This is a genomic window from Bradyrhizobium sp. CCGUVB14, assembly GCF_024199935.1.
GTDB lineage: Bacteria > Pseudomonadota > Alphaproteobacteria > Rhizobiales > Xanthobacteraceae > Bradyrhizobium.
Genome location: NZ_JANADS010000001.1, coordinates 6,163,454 through 6,179,474, shown reverse-complemented (window position 1 = coordinate 6,179,474; position 16,021 = coordinate 6,163,454). Strand labels below are relative to the sequence as shown.

At 63.0% G+C, this 16,021-nt stretch carries 10 protein-coding genes; all 10 read left to right on the top strand.

What is annotated here, in order from left to right; all coding sequences use genetic code 11:
* Positions 1–232: 232 nt before the first annotated feature.
* The 10 genes from secE to NLM32_RS28985 all read left to right on the top strand — a co-directional run bounded on the left by secE (position 233) and on the right by NLM32_RS28985 (position 16,006).
* A complete protein-coding gene (gene secE / locus NLM32_RS29030) occupies positions 233–424 on the top strand; it encodes a preprotein translocase subunit SecE (protein WP_007611620.1) in 192 nt (63 codons plus the stop codon).
* Positions 424–981 carry a transcription termination/antitermination protein NusG gene (gene nusG / locus NLM32_RS29025; RefSeq protein ID WP_092294124.1) on the top strand — a complete coding sequence of 186 codons (558 nt, stop codon included), beginning with the start codon at positions 424–426 and terminating at the stop codon, positions 979–981. The genes secE and nusG overlap by 1 nt, the downstream gene beginning before the upstream one ends.
* Positions 982–1,114: 133 nt before the next feature.
* Positions 1,115–1,543, top strand: a complete 429-nt coding sequence (gene rplK, locus NLM32_RS29020) for a 50S ribosomal protein L11 (protein WP_027554142.1) — start codon at positions 1,115–1,117, stop codon at positions 1,541–1,543.
* Positions 1,544–1,549: 6 nt separating this feature from the next.
* Positions 1,550–2,242, top strand: coding sequence for a 50S ribosomal protein L1 (gene rplA, locus NLM32_RS29015; protein ID WP_063682741.1), 693 nt, complete (start codon positions 1,550–1,552; stop codon positions 2,240–2,242).
* Between the two features lie 106 nt (positions 2,243–2,348).
* Positions 2,349–3,302, top strand: coding sequence for a 2-hydroxyacid dehydrogenase (locus NLM32_RS29010; protein WP_254132192.1), 954 nt, complete (start codon positions 2,349–2,351; stop codon positions 3,300–3,302).
* 581 nt (positions 3,303–3,883) lie between these two features.
* Positions 3,884–4,402: a 50S ribosomal protein L10 gene (rplJ, locus tag NLM32_RS29005; protein ID WP_092192758.1), complete on the top strand. Its 519-nt coding sequence runs from the start codon at positions 3,884–3,886 to the stop codon at positions 4,400–4,402.
* A gap of 54 nt (positions 4,403–4,456) precedes the next feature.
* Positions 4,457–4,834: a 50S ribosomal protein L7/L12 gene (rplL, locus tag NLM32_RS29000; RefSeq protein ID WP_212092210.1), complete on the top strand. Its 378-nt coding sequence runs from the start codon at positions 4,457–4,459 to the stop codon at positions 4,832–4,834.
* A 474-nt stretch (positions 4,835–5,308) separates the two neighbouring features.
* Complete coding sequence (gene rpoB, locus NLM32_RS28995; RefSeq protein ID WP_254132191.1) at positions 5,309–9,427, top strand: DNA-directed RNA polymerase subunit beta; 4,119 nt, start codon at positions 5,309–5,311, stop codon at positions 9,425–9,427.
* A 129-nt stretch (positions 9,428–9,556) separates the two neighbouring features.
* Positions 9,557–13,753 carry a DNA-directed RNA polymerase subunit beta' gene (gene rpoC, locus NLM32_RS28990; RefSeq protein ID WP_254132190.1) on the top strand — a complete coding sequence of 1,399 codons (4,197 nt, stop codon included), beginning with the start codon at positions 9,557–9,559 and terminating at the stop codon, positions 13,751–13,753.
* Positions 13,754–13,945: 192 nt separating this feature from the next.
* Positions 13,946–16,006 (top strand): FAD-dependent oxidoreductase, encoded by a 2,061-nt coding sequence (locus tag NLM32_RS28985; RefSeq protein WP_254132189.1) that lies wholly within the window; start codon positions 13,946–13,948, stop codon positions 16,004–16,006.
* Positions 16,007–16,021 lie beyond the last annotated feature (15 nt).

The following is a 16,021-nucleotide window of genomic DNA, read 5'->3' as shown; positions in this document are numbered from 1 at the left end:
CACGTCCGTCAGCCGGGCCGGCGTGGATTCCAGCCCGCCCGCACCTTGACCTTTGGCCCCATCCGCAGTAGATACCCGGCACTCGCAGCCGGCCCGTTAGACGCGGATCTCCGGCGCGGCTTTGAAATCCCCCGAACAATCGAGCCCGGTTTTCCGGCTCATCCTTCGAGACAGAGGGCTGGGCCACAGGCGGCTGTTCGGATCCCTGAAATTCTTAATGGCGTCTCAAACGATGGCAGTCAGCCCGTTCAAGTTCTTGCAGGAAGTGCGCTCGGAGACCGCCAAGGTCACCTGGCCCACCCGTCGTGAGACCACGATCACCACCATCATGGTGTTCGTGATGGTCGCCGTGGCCTCGATCTTCTTCTTCGCCGCCGACCAGATCATCCGTTACCTCATCACCTTCCTTTTGGGCATTCACTGATGGCAACAGCCGCCGCAACCCAATCGTCCGACAAGCGCTGGTACATCGTCCACGCCTATTCGAACTTCGAGAAGAAGGTCGCCGAATCGATCCGCGAGCAGGCCAAGCAGCGCGGGCTCGAAGAGCTGTTCGAGCTGGTGCTGGTTCCGACCGAGAAGGTCACGGAAGTGCGCCGCGGCCGCAAGATCGACGCCGAGCGCAAGTTCTTCCCGGGCTACGTGCTGGTGAAGATGAAGCTGACCGACGAGGCGTTTCATCTGATCAAGAACACGCCGAAGGTCACGGGCTTCCTCGGCGCCGAGAACAAGCCGATGCCGATCTCGGAGAACGAAGCCATGCGCATCCTGCACCAGGTGCAGGAGGGTGTGGAACGGCCGAAGGCGTCGGTGTCGTTCGAGATCGGCGAGAACGTGCGCGTGGCCGATGGCCCGTTCGCCTCGTTCTCGGGTGTGGTCGAGGAAATCGACGAGGCGCGCTCGCGCGTGAAGGTCGCGGTATCGATCTTCGGCCGCGCCACGCCAGTGGAATTGGAATTCGGTCAGGTCGAGAAGGTCTGATCGGGTAAGGCGCGAGGTCGAAAGGCTTCGCGCAAGCAGAGGCCGTGGGAGGGAGAGGGCGGTTGCCAGCCGCATCCGACCCAGACCACGAACCTGAAACCGCCGGTCCAGGCCGGCACAACAGGAGTGATACATGGCAAAGAAAGTGACCGGATACCTGAAGCTTCAGGTCCCGGCCGGTGCGGCGAATCCCTCGCCCCCGATCGGTCCCGCGCTCGGTCAGCGCGGTCTCAACATCATGGAGTTCTGCAAGGCGTTCAACGCCCAGACCCAGAAGGAAGAGAAGAACACCCCGATCCCGGTGATCATCACCATCTATGCGGACCGTTCCTTCACCTTCGAGATGAAGACGCCGCCGATGTCCTTCTTCCTCAAGCAGGCTGCCAAGATCCAGTCCGGCTCGAAGGCGCCGGGCCGCGACAAGGCCGGCAAGGTGACCAAGGCGCAGGTGCGCGAGATCGCCGAGAAGAAGATGAAGGATCTCAATTGCGACACCATCGAATCGGCCATGAAGATGGTCGAGGGCTCTGCCCGTTCGATGGGTCTGGAAGTGGCGGGGTAAGCGGCTATGGCAATCGGAAAGCGTTTGAACAAAGCCCGCGAAGGTGTTGACCGCGAAAAGCTTTACCCGCTCGCGGACGCCATCAAGATGGTCAAGGAACGCGCGAAGGCGAAGTTCGACGAGACCATCGAGGTCGCGATCAATCTCGGTGTCGATCCGCGTCACGCCGACCAGATGGTCCGCGGCGTCGTGACCCTGCCGAACGGCACTGGCCGTACGCTCCGCGTCGGCGTGTTCGCCCGTGGCGCCAAGGCTGACGAAGCCAAGGCCGCAGGTGCCGACGTCGTCGGCGCCGAAGACCTGGTCGAGAAGGTGCAGAACGGCGCGATCGATTTCGATCGTTGTATTGCGACCCCCGACATGATGCCGCTGGTCGGTCGTCTCGGTAAGGTGCTCGGCCCGCGCGGCCTGATGCCGAACCCGAAGATCGGCACCGTGACCATGGACGTCACCGGTGCGGTGAAGGGTGCCAAGGGCGGCTCGGTCGAGTTCCGCGTCGAGAAGGCCGGCATTCTGCAGGCCGGCGTCGGCAAGGCCTCGTTCTCCGAGGAGAAGCTGGTCGAGAACATCAAGGCGCTCGCCGATGCTGTCTCGAAGGCGAAGCCGGCTGGCTCCAAGGGCACCTACATCCAGCGCGTTGCGGTGTCCTCGACGATGGGCCCGGGCGTGAAGGTCGAGCCGGGCACGATCCTTGGCTAAGGCTTGCCTCGGCTGAGGTTTGGAAATTGCATGAGGCGAGGGGCGGAATCGGGCGACCGATTCCGCCCCTTTCCATTTTCGACGGCACTCACCGGAAACAAGAACAATGGCTGACAAGGTCCTGATCTATTCGCGCTTTCCCAAGACGATGATGGCGCGCTTCGCCGAGCGGTTCGAGCTGCTCGACACCGGCGGCAAGAAGGCCACGGAGGTGTTTTCGGCGGAAGAACTCGGCGGCATCCGCGCGATGCTGACGGCCGGCGGCTCGCCGCTCGGCGCCGAGGCGATGGACCTGTTTCCAAAGCTCGGCGCGATCGTCTGCTACGGCACCGGCTATGACGGCGTCGACTTGAAGGCGGCCGCCAGCCGCAACATCGCGGTCGGCCACAGCCCCGGCGCCAATGCCGCCTCGGTCGCCGACATCGCGATGAGCCTGATGCTGGCGACGACGCGGCGGGTCCTGGTCGCCGACCAATATGTCCGTAGCGGCGATTGGGCGGCCTCGAAGCAGTCGCCGATGATGCGCCCGCAGGCGGGGATGCCCGGGCGCCGCATCGGCGTCTACGGCATGGGCGAGATCGGCCGCAAGATCGCCGCGCGCTGTGCCGCCTTCGAGAGCGAGGTCGGCTATTTCAGCCGCAGCAAATACGATCTGCCCTATCAGTATTTCCCGACCCTGGAAGCACTCGCCGATTGGTGCAGCGTGCTGATGATCGCGGTCCGGGCGGGGGCTGAGACCCAGCACGTCGTCAACGCCGATATCCTGGGGCGCCTCGGTGCCGACGGCTACGTCGTCAACATTTCGCGGGGCTCGGTCATCGACCAGGAGGCCCTGGTCGCAGCGCTCTCCGACAAGACCATCGCCGGCGCCGGCCTCGATGTCTTCGAGAAGGAACCTCACGCCCCCGATGCCCTGACCGCGCTCCCCAACGTGGTATTCGCCCCGCATATCGGCGGCCACACCCTCGAATCGCACGTCGCCATGCAGAACTGCGTGCTGGCCAATCTCAGCGCATTTTTCGAGGGCAAGCCGCTGCCCTATGGGGTCAAATCGGCCTGAATCGGCCCTTGTCAGGTCGCCTCAGGCCCGGCCGGCAACGGATTGGAACTGGTGTGAATTTTGCTCTTGGCAAGCCGGCAGAGAGCGGTTAAAGAACCGCTTCCGGACGTGCCGGCCTTGGCTGGCGCGTTCGTGCACGCATTCCGAAAACCCGACACGCAGGAGATCATTCCTTTTCAGGACGTCCGCAAGGATTTGCCCGAAAAGGAAGGAAAATCCATCGGCCGGTGGGGGTGCGGGCAGAGGTCAGGCGGTTCGCCGACTGGCCTTGTCCTGTCCAAGACTGCAGGCGCCCGCGGGAAATTTCGATTTCTCAACGGCTTAATCGCATGGCCTGCATAGACGGGTGAAGACCGGATTTCACTTCGCTTCCCACTTTAGGGTGGTCGCGGAAGGAGTTTGGTTCGGACCTCGACACGCCGTGGGCTCCAGCGAGCTCCCGGAGGGCAGGCTTTGAATTGTCGTCTCGCCCGGCGCGTGTCCGATGGGTTTTGGCCCAGAGGTTCAGGTTTTGGGTGGGACGATGGGTGCAACCCGGCGGTCCCGCTTTCGCGATGACCGCCAACCGGAAAGAGCTTGCTGTGGAACGAGCGGCAAAAAAGGAAGCGGTCGAACAGCTCAATGGGGTCTTCAAGACCACGAGCGTCGCGGTCGTTGCTCAATATTCCGGCCTCACCGTCGCCCAGATGCAGAAGCTGCGCCAGCAGATGAAGCAGGCGGGTGCCTCGGTGAAGGTCTCGAAGAACCGTCTCGCCAAAATTGCTCTTGAAGGCACTGACGTCGTTGCCATCGGCCCCATGCTGAAGGGGCCGACCGTGATCGCCACTTCGAACGATCCGGTAGCGGCGCCAAAGGTCGCCATCGAATTCGCCAAGGCGAACGAAAAGTTCGTCATCGTCGGCGGCTCGATGGGAAAGACCGTCCTGAATGTCGACGGCGTGAAGGCACTTGCCTCGCTGCCGTCGCTTGATGAACTGCGCGGCAAGATCGTCGGCCTGCTTGTGGCCCCGGCGACCAAGCTCGCTCAGCTCGCCAACGCGCCCGCGGGCAAGCTCGCGCGCGTCATCCAGGCTCATGCCTCAAAGGGCGAAGCGGCCTGACGCCCTTCGCAAAACTCAAACCCGAACCAGACTTACACTCAAGGAAACTGAACAATGGCTGACTTGCAGAAGATCGTTGACGACCTCTCGAGCCTCACCGTGCTCGAAGCTGCCGAACTCGCGAAGCTCCTCGAAGAGAAGTGGGGCGTTTCGGCTGCCGCGGCCGTCGCCGTGGCCGGCCCGGCTGGTGGTGGCGCTGCCGCCGCTCCGGCGGAAGAGAAGACCGAGTTCACGGTCGTTCTGGCCAGCGCCGGCGACAAGAAGATCGAGGTCATCAAGGAAGTCCGCGCCATCACCGGCCTGGGCCTGAAGGAAGCAAAGGACCTCGTCGAGGGCGCGCCGAAGCCTGTCAAGGAAGGCGTGAACAAGGAAGAGGCCGACAAGATCAAGGTCCAGCTCGAGAAGGCTGGCGCGAAGGTCGAGCTCAAGTAAGCAACGCTTACTGGCGGGGTTCCGGGCCGTGGCTCGGGACCCTGGTTCATCCCTCAAAAGGATGGGCCGGATGCAAAAGGCGTGCGACGGATCGTCCCGACGCAGGCCGAACACGAAAATGTGTGGGGATTTGAGGGTATACCCCTCGAATCTCCACTATTGTCGCCCCATATCGGGTCGGCAGCACGAAAGCGCGGTGGGCAGGGATGCCGGATTTCCCTGTAAGCCGTTGGGAGAGCAGGCTATTTCGGGCTTTTGCAGTCCGTGAAGAAGATCGTTGTGACGGGCGGGCGTGCCTATGCGCCCCGCGCGTCGTTTTGCGTTTTGAAGGTCTGAAGAACAGATTCAGGACATGACGGCCTGAAACTGGATTTTCGGTCCCCCAAAACGGGTTCGAAAAATTCAACCCGGGGAGCGGTGGCAGCCGCGTTCCGGACGGCGCGCCCAGAGCGGGCGACGAAATGAGAGGCCACGATGGCGCAGCAGACATTCACCGGTCGCAAACGCGTTCGCAAGTTCTTCGGACACATCAAGGAAGTCGCCGAGATGCCGAACCTCATCGAGGTTCAGAAGGCGTCCTATGACCAGTTCCTGATGGTCGACGAACCCGTCGGCGGGCGCCTCGACGAGGGCCTGCAGGCCGTGTTCCGCTCGGTGTTCCCGATCTCGGACTTCTCGGGCACCTCGATGCTGGAATTCGTCCGCTACGAGTTCGAGCAGCCGAAATATGACGTCGACGAGTGCCGCCAGCGCGGCATGACCTTCGCGGCTCCCCTCAAGGTGACGCTGCGCCTCATCGTGTTCGATATCGACGAAGAAACCGGCGCGAAGTCGGTCAAGGACATCAAGGAGCAGGACGTCTACATGGGCGACATTCCGCTCATGACGATGAACGGCACCTTCATCGTGAACGGCACCGAGCGCGTCATCGTCTCGCAGATGCACCGTTCGCCGGGCGTGTTCTTCGACCACGACAAGGGCAAGACCCATTCGTCGGGCAAGCTGCTGTTCGCTGCCCGCGTGATCCCGTATCGCGGCTCCTGGCTCGACATCGAGTTCGACGCCAAGGACATCGTCTATGCGCGTATCGACCGTCGCCGCAAGATTCCGGTGACGTCGCTGATGTTCGCCCTCGGCCTCGACGGCGAGGCGATCCTGTCGACGTTCTACAAGAAGATCCTCTACAAGCGGACCAAGGAAGGCTGGCGCGTTCCGTTCGACGCCAACCGTTTCCGTGGTTACTCGACCATCAACGACCTGATCGACGCCGACACCGGCAAGGTCGTGCTCGAGGCCGGCAAGAAGCTCACTGTCCGCGCCGCCCGCCAGCTCCAGGAGAAGGGGCTCAAGGCTCTGCGCCTGTCGGATGAGGAACTCGTCGGCAACTACCTCGCCGAGGACCTCGTCAACCCGAAGACGGGCGAAATCCACGCCGAAGCCGGTGAGGAAATCACCGACAAGTCGATGAAGGCCCTCAACGAGCACGGCTACAAGGAACTGCCGCTGCTCGACATCGACCACGTCAATGTCGGCGCCTACATCCGCAACACGCTCTCGGCCGACAAGAACATGACGCGTGAAGACGCGCTGTTCGACATCTACCGCGTGATGCGCCCGGGCGAGCCGCCGACGCTGGATTCGGCGCAGGCGATGTTCCAGTCGCTGTTCTTCGACGCCGAGCGTTACGACCTCTCCGCGGTCGGCCGCGTCAAGATGAACATGCGCCTCGACCTCGATGCGCCCGACACCCAGCGCACGCTGCGGAAGGAAGACATCCTCTCCGTCATCAAGACGCTGGTGGATCTGCGCGACGGCAAGGGCGAGATCGACGACATCGACCATCTCGGCAACCGCCGTGTGCGCTCGGTCGGCGAGCTTATGGAGAACCAGTACCGCATCGGCCTCCTGCGCATGGAGCGCGCGATCAAGGAGCGCATGTCCTCGGTCGACATCGACACGGTCATGCCGCAGGATCTGATCAACGCGAAGCCGGCGGCTGCCGCCGTGCGCGAGTTCTTCGGCTCCTCGCAGCTCTCGCAGTTCATGGACCAGACCAACCCGCTGTCGGAGATCACCCACAAGCGCCGCCTGTCGGCACTTGGACCGGGCGGTCTGACCCGCGAGCGCGCCGGCTTCGAAGTGCGCGACGTGCATCCGACGCATTACGGCCGCATCTGCCCGATCGAGACGCCGGAAGGTCCGAACATCGGTCTGATCAACTCGCTCGCCACCTTCGCGCGCGTGAACAAGTACGGCTTCGTCGAGACGCCTTATCGCAAGGTCAAGGACGGCCGCGTCACCGACGAGGTCGTGTACCTCTCGGCGATGGAAGAGGGCCGCTACACGGTCGCGCAGGCCAACGTGCCGCTCGATCCGAAGGGCCGCTTCACCGAAGATCTCGTGGTCTGCCGTCACGCCGGCGAAGTCTTGCCGGTGACGCCGGACAAGGTCGACTACATGGACGTGTCGCCGAAGCAGCTCGTTTCGGTCGCCGCGGCGCTGATCCCGTTCCTCGAGAACGACGACGCCAACCGCGCGCTGATGGGCTCGAACATGCAGCGCCAGGCGGTGCCGCTGGTTCGCGCCGAGGCGCCGTTCGTCGGCACCGGCATGGAAGGCGTGGTTGCGCGTGACTCGGGTGCTGCGATCGCGGCACGCCGTTCGGGCGTGATCGACCAGATTGACGCGACCCGCGTCGTCATCCGCGCCACCGAAGATCTCGATCCGACCAAGTCGGGCGTCGATATCTACCGGCTGATGAAGTACCAGCGCTCCAACCAGTCGACCTGCATCAACCAGCGTCCGCTGGTGAAGGTGGGCGATATCGTCAAGAAGGGCGACATCATCGCTGACGGTCCGTCGACCGATCTCGGCGAACTCGCGCTCGGCCGTAACGTGCTCGTCGCGTTCATGCCGTGGAACGGCTACAACTTCGAAGACTCGATCCTGCTCTCCGAGCGGATCGTGAAGGAAGACGTCTTCACCTCGATCCACATCGAGGAATTCGAGGTGATGGCCCGCGACACCAAGCTCGGACCTGAGGAAATCACCCGCGATATTCCGAACGTTTCGGAAGAAGCGCTGAAGAACCTCGACGAAGCCGGTATCGTCTACATCGGTGCGGAAGTGCGCGCCGGCGACATCCTGGTCGGCAAGATCACCCCGAAGGGCGAGAGCCCGATGACGCCGGAAGAAAAGCTTCTGCGCGCCATCTTCGGTGAAAAGGCCTCCGACGTTCGCGACACCTCGCTGCGCGTTCCCCCGGGCGTGCAGGGCACGATCGTGGAAGTCCGCGTGTTCAACCGTCACGGCGTCGACAAGGACGAGCGTGCGCTGGCGATCGAGCGGGAAGAGATCGAGCGTCTGGCCAAGGACCGCGACGACGAGCAGGCGATCCTGGACCGCAACGTCTACAACCGTCTTGCCGAGCTCCTCGAGGGACGGCAGGGCATTGCGGGCCCGAAGGGCTTCAAGAAGGACACCAAGATCACCCGTGCGGTGCTCGAGGAGTACCCGAAGTCGCAGTGGTGGCTGTTCGCTTCGCCGAACGACAAGCTGATGGCCGAGATCGAGGCCATGCGGAAGCAGTACGACGAGTCGAAGAAGGGGCTCGAGCAGCGCTTCCTCGACAAGGTCGAGAAGCTTCAGCGCGGTGACGAATTGCCGCCCGGCGTGATGAAGATGGTCAAGGTCTTCGTCGCGGTGAAGCGCAAGATCCAGCCCGGCGACAAGATGGCCGGCCGCCACGGCAACAAGGGCGTGGTGTCGAAGATCGTGCCGATCGAGGACATGCCGTTCCTCGAAGACGGTACGCACGCCGACATCGTGCTCAATCCGCTCGGCGTGCCCTCGCGCATGAACGTCGGACAGATTCTCGAGACCCATCTCGGCTGGGCCTGCGCCGGCCTCGGCAAGCGTATCGGCCAGACGGTCGATGCTTACCTGTCGAAGCAGGACATCAAGCCGCTGAAGGAAACCTTGAAGAAGGTCTACGGCGAGGACGAGACGATCAAGACGCTCAACGACAACGAGCTGCTTGAACTCGGCCATAACCTCAGCCGCGGCGTGCCGATCGCGACGCCGGTGTTCGACGGTGCCAAGGAAGCCGACATCGAGGAGATGCTGAAGCTTGCCGGTCTCGACGCTTCGGGTCAGTCGACCGTCTATGACGGCCGCACCGGCGATGCCTTCGATCGCAAGGTGACGGTGGGCTACATCTACATGCTCAAGCTGCACCATCTCGTCGACGACAAGATCCATGCGCGTTCGATCGGTCCGTACTCGCTCGTCACCCAACAGCCGCTGGGCGGCAAGGCGCAGTTCGGCGGCCAGCGTTTCGGCGAAATGGAGGTGTGGGCGCTCGAAGCTTACGGCGCGGCCTACACGCTTCAGGAAATGCTGACCGTGAAGTCGGACGACGTCGCCGGCCGTACCAAGGTGTACGAGGCGATCGTGCGTGGCGACGACACCTTCGAGGCCGGTATTCCGGAATCGTTCAACGTGCTGGTCAAGGAAATGCGCTCGCTCGGCCTCAACGTCGATCTGCACAATTCCAAGGTGGGACCGGCGCCGACGTCGGAAGCAGCCGAGTAATACGACCTTTCATGCCCGGCCTTCGCGGCCGGGCATTGGCGCCCCTCCCGATGCCTTGAGGGCAGGGCGCCCCGCTTGAGTGATTTTCGAATTTGCGGCCGGAGGCGACCGGTACGCGAGGAGAAGACGATGAACCAAGAAATTATGAATCTCTTTAATCCGACGACGCCGGCTCAGGTCTTCGACCAGATCCGCATCTCGATCGCGTCCCCGGAGAAGATTCTGTCCTGGTCCTACGGCGAGATCAAGAAGCCGGAGACCATCAACTACCGTACCTTCAAGCCCGAGCGCGACGGCCTGTTCTGCGCCCGCATCTTCGGGCCGATCAAGGACTACGAGTGCTTGTGCGGCAAGTACAAGCGCATGAAGTACAAGGGCATCATCTGCGAGAAGTGCTCGGTCGAGGTCACGCTGTCGCGCGTCCGGCGCGAGCGCATGGGCCATATCGAGCTCGCGGCTCCCGTCGCCCACATCTGGTTCCTGAAGTCGCTGCCGTCGCGCATCGGCCTGCTGCTCGACATGACGCTGAAGGACCTCGAGCGGATCCTCTACTTCGAATATTACGTCGTGCTCGAGCCGGGTCTCACCGCGCTGAAGGACCGTCAGCTGCTGTCGGAAGACGAGTATCTGAAGGCGCAGGACGAGTACGGCCAGGATTCCTTCACCGCCATGATCGGCGCAGAGGCGATCCGCGAGCTGCTCAAGGGCATGGACCTCGAGAAGCTCGAGCTGACTTTGCGTGCGGAGATGCAGGAGACCGACTCCGACATCAAGCACAAGAAGCTCGCCAAGCGCCTGAAGATCGTCGAAGCGTTCCGCCACTCCGGCAACAAGCCGGAATGGATGATCCTGACCGTCGTTCCCGTGATCCCGCCGGACCTGCGTCCGCTGGTGCCGCTGGACGGCGGCCGCTTCGCGACCTCGGACCTCAACGACCTCTACCGTCGCGTCATCAACCGCAACAACCGCTTGAAGCGGCTGATGGAGCTGCGCGCGCCCGACATCATCATCCGCAACGAGAAGCGCATGCTTCAGGAAGCGGTCGATGCGCTGTTCGACAACGGCCGCCGCGGCCGCGTCATCACCGGTGCCAACAAGCGCCCGCTGAAGTCGCTCGCCGACATGCTGAAGGGCAAGCAGGGCCGTTTCCGCCAGAACCTGCTCGGCAAGCGCGTCGACTATTCGGGCCGTTCGGTGATCGTGGTCGGTCCCGAGCTGCGCCTGCATCAGTGCGGCCTGCCGAAGAAGATGGCGCTCGAGCTGTTCAAGCCGTTCATCTATTCGCGGCTTGACGCCAAGGGCCTGTCCACCACCGTAAAGCAGGCGAAGAAGCTGGTCGAGAAGGAGCGGCCCGAGGTCTGGGACATCCTGGACGAGGTGATCCGCGAGCATCCCGTGCTGCTCAACCGCGCGCCGACGCTGCATCGCCTGGGCATCCAGGCGTTCGAGCCGGTGCTGATCGAGGGCAAGGCGATCCAGCTTCACCCGCTGGTCTGCTCCGCGTTCAACGCCGACTTCGACGGCGACCAGATGGCCGTGCACGTTCCGCTGTCGCTCGAAGCGCAGCTGGAAGCGCGCGTCCTGATGATGTCGACCAACAACATCCTGCATCCGGCGAACGGCCAGCCGATCATCGTGCCGTCGCAGGACATCGTGCTGGGTCTCTACTACGTCTCGATCATGCGCGAAGGCCTGCCCGGCGAGGGCAAGCTGTTCGGCGACATGGCCGAGCTCGAGCACGCCCTGCATGCGAAGGTCATCCACCTCCACACCAAGATCAAGTATCGGTGGGAAGGCATGGACGAGACCGGCAAGGTCTCCAAGCGCTGGATCGAGACCACCGCCGGCCGCGTCATGCTGGGCAACCTGCTGCCGCGGAACCCGCGCATCTCGTACGAGATCATCAACAAGCTGATGACCAAGCGCGAGATCTCCGGCGTCATCGACCAGGTCTATCGTCACTGCGGCCAGAAGGAGACTGTGATCTTCTGCGACCGCATCATGGCGCTCGGCTTCTACAATGCGTTCAAGGCCGGCATCTCGTTCGGCAAGGACGACATGGTCGTGCCGCACTCCAAGTGGAAGATCGTCGACACCACCCGTACGCTGGCGAAGGATTTCGAGCAGCAGTACAACGACGGCCTGATCACGCACGGCGAGAAGTACAACAAGGTCGTTGACGCCTGGTCGAAGGCGACCGAAGAAATCGCCAAGGCGATGATGAAGGAGATCTCCTCCACCAAGAAGACGGCGAGTGGAGCCGATGCCGACATCAACTCGATCTACATGATGGCTCACTCCGGTGCCCGCGGTTCGCCGGCCCAGATGCGCCAGCTCGCCGGCATGCGCGGCCTGATGGCCAAGCCGTCGGGTGAGATCATCGAGACGCCGATCATCTCGAACTTCAAGGAAGGCCTCTCGGTTCTCGAGTACTTCAACTCGACCCACGGTGCCCGTAAGGGCCTCGCGGACACCGCGTTGAAGACCGCGAACTCGGGTTACCTGACCCGTCGTCTGGTCGACGTCGCGCAGGACTGCATCATCACGCAGTCCGATTGCGGCACCAAGCTCGGCATCAAGATGCGCGCCATCGTCGATGCCGGCACCGTGGTCGCTTCGCTCGGTTCGCGCATCCTCGGACGCACGGCCTGCGAAGACATCCGTGACAGCTCCGGCAAGGTGATCATCAAGCGCGATACGCTGATGGAAGAGAGCCATCTGGACGCCATCCAGCAGGGTGGTGTGCAGGAGGTGAAGATCCGCTCGGCGCTGACCTGCGAACTCGTCAACGGCATCTGCGGCAAGTGCTACGGCCGCGATCTCGCCCGCGGCACGCCGGTCAACCACGGCGAAGCGGTCGGCGTCATCGCGGCGCAGTCGATCGGCGAGCCGGGCACCCAGCTCACCATGCGCACCTTCCACATCGGTGGTGCGGCGCAGCTCAACGAGCAGTCTTTCGTCGAAGCCAATTTCGACGGCAAGATCGTGATCCGGAACAAGGCCATCGCCCGCAACAGCGAAGGTCACCTGGTCGCGATGGTGCGCAACATGGTGGTGGCGATCGTCGATGCCGACGGCACCGAGCGTGCGACGCACCGTGTCCAGTACGGCGCGCGCCTGCACGTCGACGAGGGCGACATGGTCAAGCGTGGCCAGCGTATCGTCGAGTGGGATCCCTACACCCGTCCGCTGCTCACCGAAGTCGAAGGAACCATCGGCTTCGAGGATCTGGTCGAAGGGCAGTCGATCTCGGAAACGCTGGACGAGGCCACCGGTATCGCCAAGCGCGTGGTCATCGACTGGCGCTCGACCCGCGGCGGCGCGGATCTGCGTCCGGCCATCGTGGTCAAGGGCAAGGACGGCAAGGTGCTCAAGCTCGCCCGTGGCGGCGATGCCCGCTACATGCTGTCGGTCGACGGCATTCTGTCGGTCGACGTCGGTGCCAAGGTCAACCCGGGTGACATCCTCGCCCGTGTCTCGACCGAAAGCGCCAAGACGCGTGACATCACCGGCGGTCTGCCGCGGGTGGCGGAACTGTTCGAGGCTCGGCGTCCGAAGGATGCGGCGATCATCGCCGAAATCGCGGGCACCATCCGGTTTGGACGCGACTACAAGAACAAGCGTCGCATCTCGATCGAGCCGATGGACAAGACCGACGAGCCGCGCGAGTACCTGATCCCGAAGGGCAAGCACATCCACCTTCAGGACGGTGACGTCGTCGAAAAGGGCGACTTCATCGTGGAAGGCAACCCGGCGCCGCACGACATTCTTGCGGTCAAGGGCATCGAGGAGCTCGCGGCCTACCTGGTCAACGAAATCCAGGAGGTCTACCGGCTCCAGGGCGTGCTCATCAACGACAAGCACATCGAGGTGATTGTCCGTCAGATGCTCCAGAAGGTGGAAGTCACCGACCAGGGCGACACGGACATGATCTCCGGCGAGCAGGTCGACAAGATCGAGTTCGACGCGCTGAACGAGAAGGCCAAGGAAGAGGGCAAGAAGGTCGCCACGGGTACGCCGGTTCTGCTCGGCATCACCAAGGCGAGCCTCCAGACCCGTTCGTTCTTCTCGGCGGCCTCGTTCCAGGAGACCACCCGCGTCCTCACGGAAGCGGCGGTCAACGGCAAGGTCGATCCGCTCGAAGGCCTCAAGGAGAACGTCATCGTCGGCCGGCTGATCCCGGCGGGCACCGGCGCCTCCATGGCGAAGATCCGCGAAGTCGCGATGAAGCGCGACAAGCTGATCCTCGACGAGCGCGAGAAGCAGGCGGCCGTCGTGTCGCCCGCTCCGGAAGCCGAGCTTCCTGCGCTTCCGCCCGCGGAATGATGGTTCATCCGTAGGAATACCGAGGACAATGAAAAGGCCGGCGAAAGCCGGCCTTTTTGCTGCTTTGATTGCCTGTTGCGATGCAGGATCAACCTTTGTTCATCTTTCCTTCAGGCGCAAAAGCGCTTCTGCTAAGGGAACTTAGACCGGTGGTCCCGTGACGGGGGCAGGGCCGGAGACCACGGAACTGACATGCTTGATCTCGCAATCGTAGGCGGCGGCCCCGGCGGGCTGATGAGCGCCTGGTACCTGAAGCGCAAGCTCGGCGACCTCTGCCGCATCACCATCTATGAAGCCTCCGACCGCCTCGGCGGCAAGATCGTCACGCGCAAATTCGATTCCGCGCCGGCGATGTACGAGGCGGGCGTTGCGGAGATCTACGACTACTCGATGACGGGTCCCGATCCGCTGCGCGAGCTGATCCAGCATTTCGGCCTGCAGACCATTCCGATGGACGCCGAGCAGGTGCAGTTCGGCGGCGAGCTGCTCGACGACGTCGCCGGCATGCGCCGCAAATACGGCGCCAAGACTGCGGCCGCGATCGAACAGTTCCGCAAGCGCTGCGCCGACGAGATGTCGCCGATCGAATATTACGAGGGCGTCGGCGCGCACGACAACGAGAACCCCTGGGCCTACAAGACCGCCGAGCAGGTGCTCGACGAGGAGGTCAAGGACGAGATCGCAAAGCGCTTCTTCAAGGTGATGGCGCGCTCCGATATCGCGACCGAGAGCCACAACACCAACGGCCTCAACGCGCTCAAGAACTATCTGATGGATGTCGACGGCTATATCGGCCTCTATTCCATCCAGAACGGCAATGAGCAGCTGATCGAATGCCTGCAGTCGGAGGTCAACGCCGACATCCAGCTCAATCACCGCGTGCTCACCGTCGGCAAGGCGCCGACCGGCCGCTATCAGCTCAAGATGATGAACGGGAAGGGACCGGAGACGCGCGACTTCGATCTCGTGCTGGTCTGCCTGCCGCATTCCTGGCTCTCCACGGTCGGCTGGGAAGGCGAGCAGCTGCGCAAGTCGATGGTCAAGCACGTCTCTTATTTCGACCGTCCGGCGCATTATCTGCGCGTCTCGATCCTGTTTGATTCCCCGTTCTGGGGAGAGAAGATTCCCGGCGCCTGGTTCATGTCGGAAGCGTTCGGCGGCTGCTGCGTCTACAATGAGGGCGCGCGCCATGACGTCGGCAAGCACGGCGTCCTGAACTGGCTGATTCCCGGTTCCGATGCGCTGGCGTTCGCCAATCTGTCGGACCAGGAGCTGATCGATGCCGCGCTGAAATCGCTGCCGGCTTCGCTCGGCGATGCGCGTGCGCATTTCATGGAAGGCAAGATCCACCGCTGGCTATCGTCGGTGAACGCGATACCGGGCGGTCTGCCCGTACGCGACGTCATGACCAATCACCGGCCCGAACCGAAGGAACATCCCGGCATCGTCGTGGTCGGCGATTACCTGTTCGACTCCACGTTGAACGGCCTGCTCGATTCGTCGGACGCGGCGACCGACATCATCCTGACCGAGATGATGCGGCTGCGCCGCGAGCACGCCCAGGACGGCAAGCCGGTTTCGGACAAGATCGACCGCGACTATTTCGAGAACTATCGCGGCGTCGGGCCTTACAGCGAAGCGTGGCGGCAGTTCACCGATCCCGACTACCTTGCCAAGCTGATCGGCATCGTCTGGGGGAAGGCGAAGGGCGCGAAACTCCTGGTCGCGGGCTCGGCCAGCGGCGAGCTGGTCGGTGCGCTGCGCGATCGTGGCATCGATGCCTGGGGCATCGAGAACAACCGCGCCATCCACGCCAGGACGCCAAAGGCACTGAAGAAGTACAACAAGCTGGGATCGATCCTGGACATGCCGTTCAAGGACGGCGCGTTCGACTACGTGTTCGAGACCAGCCTCTGCCACGTTGCCCCGAAGCAGGTGGTCCGCGCGATCCGCGAGTTGAACCGCGTGGTCAAGACCGGCCTCGTGTTCGGCTCGATCACCTCGGACATGGCCTCAGCCGTGATCGACCGCTATGATCTGCTGCGCGGGGTCAAGAAGCTCGGCACCTGGTGGGAATGGTCCGAACTGTTCTTCGGCAACGGCTTTGATCTGTCGATGCACCGCAAGGATTGCACCGATGCCCTCTGGGCGGCGACGCTCGCCGCCAACAAGGGCCCGGGCCAGTGGTATGCCGACGCCGATAGCTTGCGTTATTCCTTCTTCGACAAGGTCGAGGACGAAGACGACGACTAGCCTCACAAGGCGGAT

What these genes read in the sequence shown, in the direction of transcription:
- secE (WP_007611620.1), top strand. Translation starts at nt 233, where the DNA reads ATGGCAGTCAGCCCGTTCAAGTTCTTGCAGGAAGTGCGCTCGGAGACC.
- nusG (WP_092294124.1), top strand. Translation starts at nt 424, where the DNA reads ATGGCAACAGCCGCCGCAACCCAATCGTCCGACAAGCGCTGGTACATC.
- rplK (WP_027554142.1), top strand. Translation starts at nt 1,115, where the DNA reads ATGGCAAAGAAAGTGACCGGATACCTGAAGCTTCAGGTCCCGGCCGGT.
- rplA (WP_063682741.1), top strand. Translation starts at nt 1,550, where the DNA reads ATGGCAATCGGAAAGCGTTTGAACAAAGCCCGCGAAGGTGTTGACCGC.
- NLM32_RS29010 (WP_254132192.1), top strand. Translation starts at nt 2,349, where the DNA reads ATGGCTGACAAGGTCCTGATCTATTCGCGCTTTCCCAAGACGATGATG.
- rplL (WP_212092210.1), top strand. Translation starts at nt 4,457, where the DNA reads ATGGCTGACTTGCAGAAGATCGTTGACGACCTCTCGAGCCTCACCGTG.
- rpoB (WP_254132191.1), top strand. Translation starts at nt 5,309, where the DNA reads ATGGCGCAGCAGACATTCACCGGTCGCAAACGCGTTCGCAAGTTCTTC.
- rpoC (WP_254132190.1), top strand. Translation starts at nt 9,557, where the DNA reads ATGAACCAAGAAATTATGAATCTCTTTAATCCGACGACGCCGGCTCAG.
- NLM32_RS28985 (WP_254132189.1), top strand. Translation starts at nt 13,946, where the DNA reads ATGCTTGATCTCGCAATCGTAGGCGGCGGCCCCGGCGGGCTGATGAGC.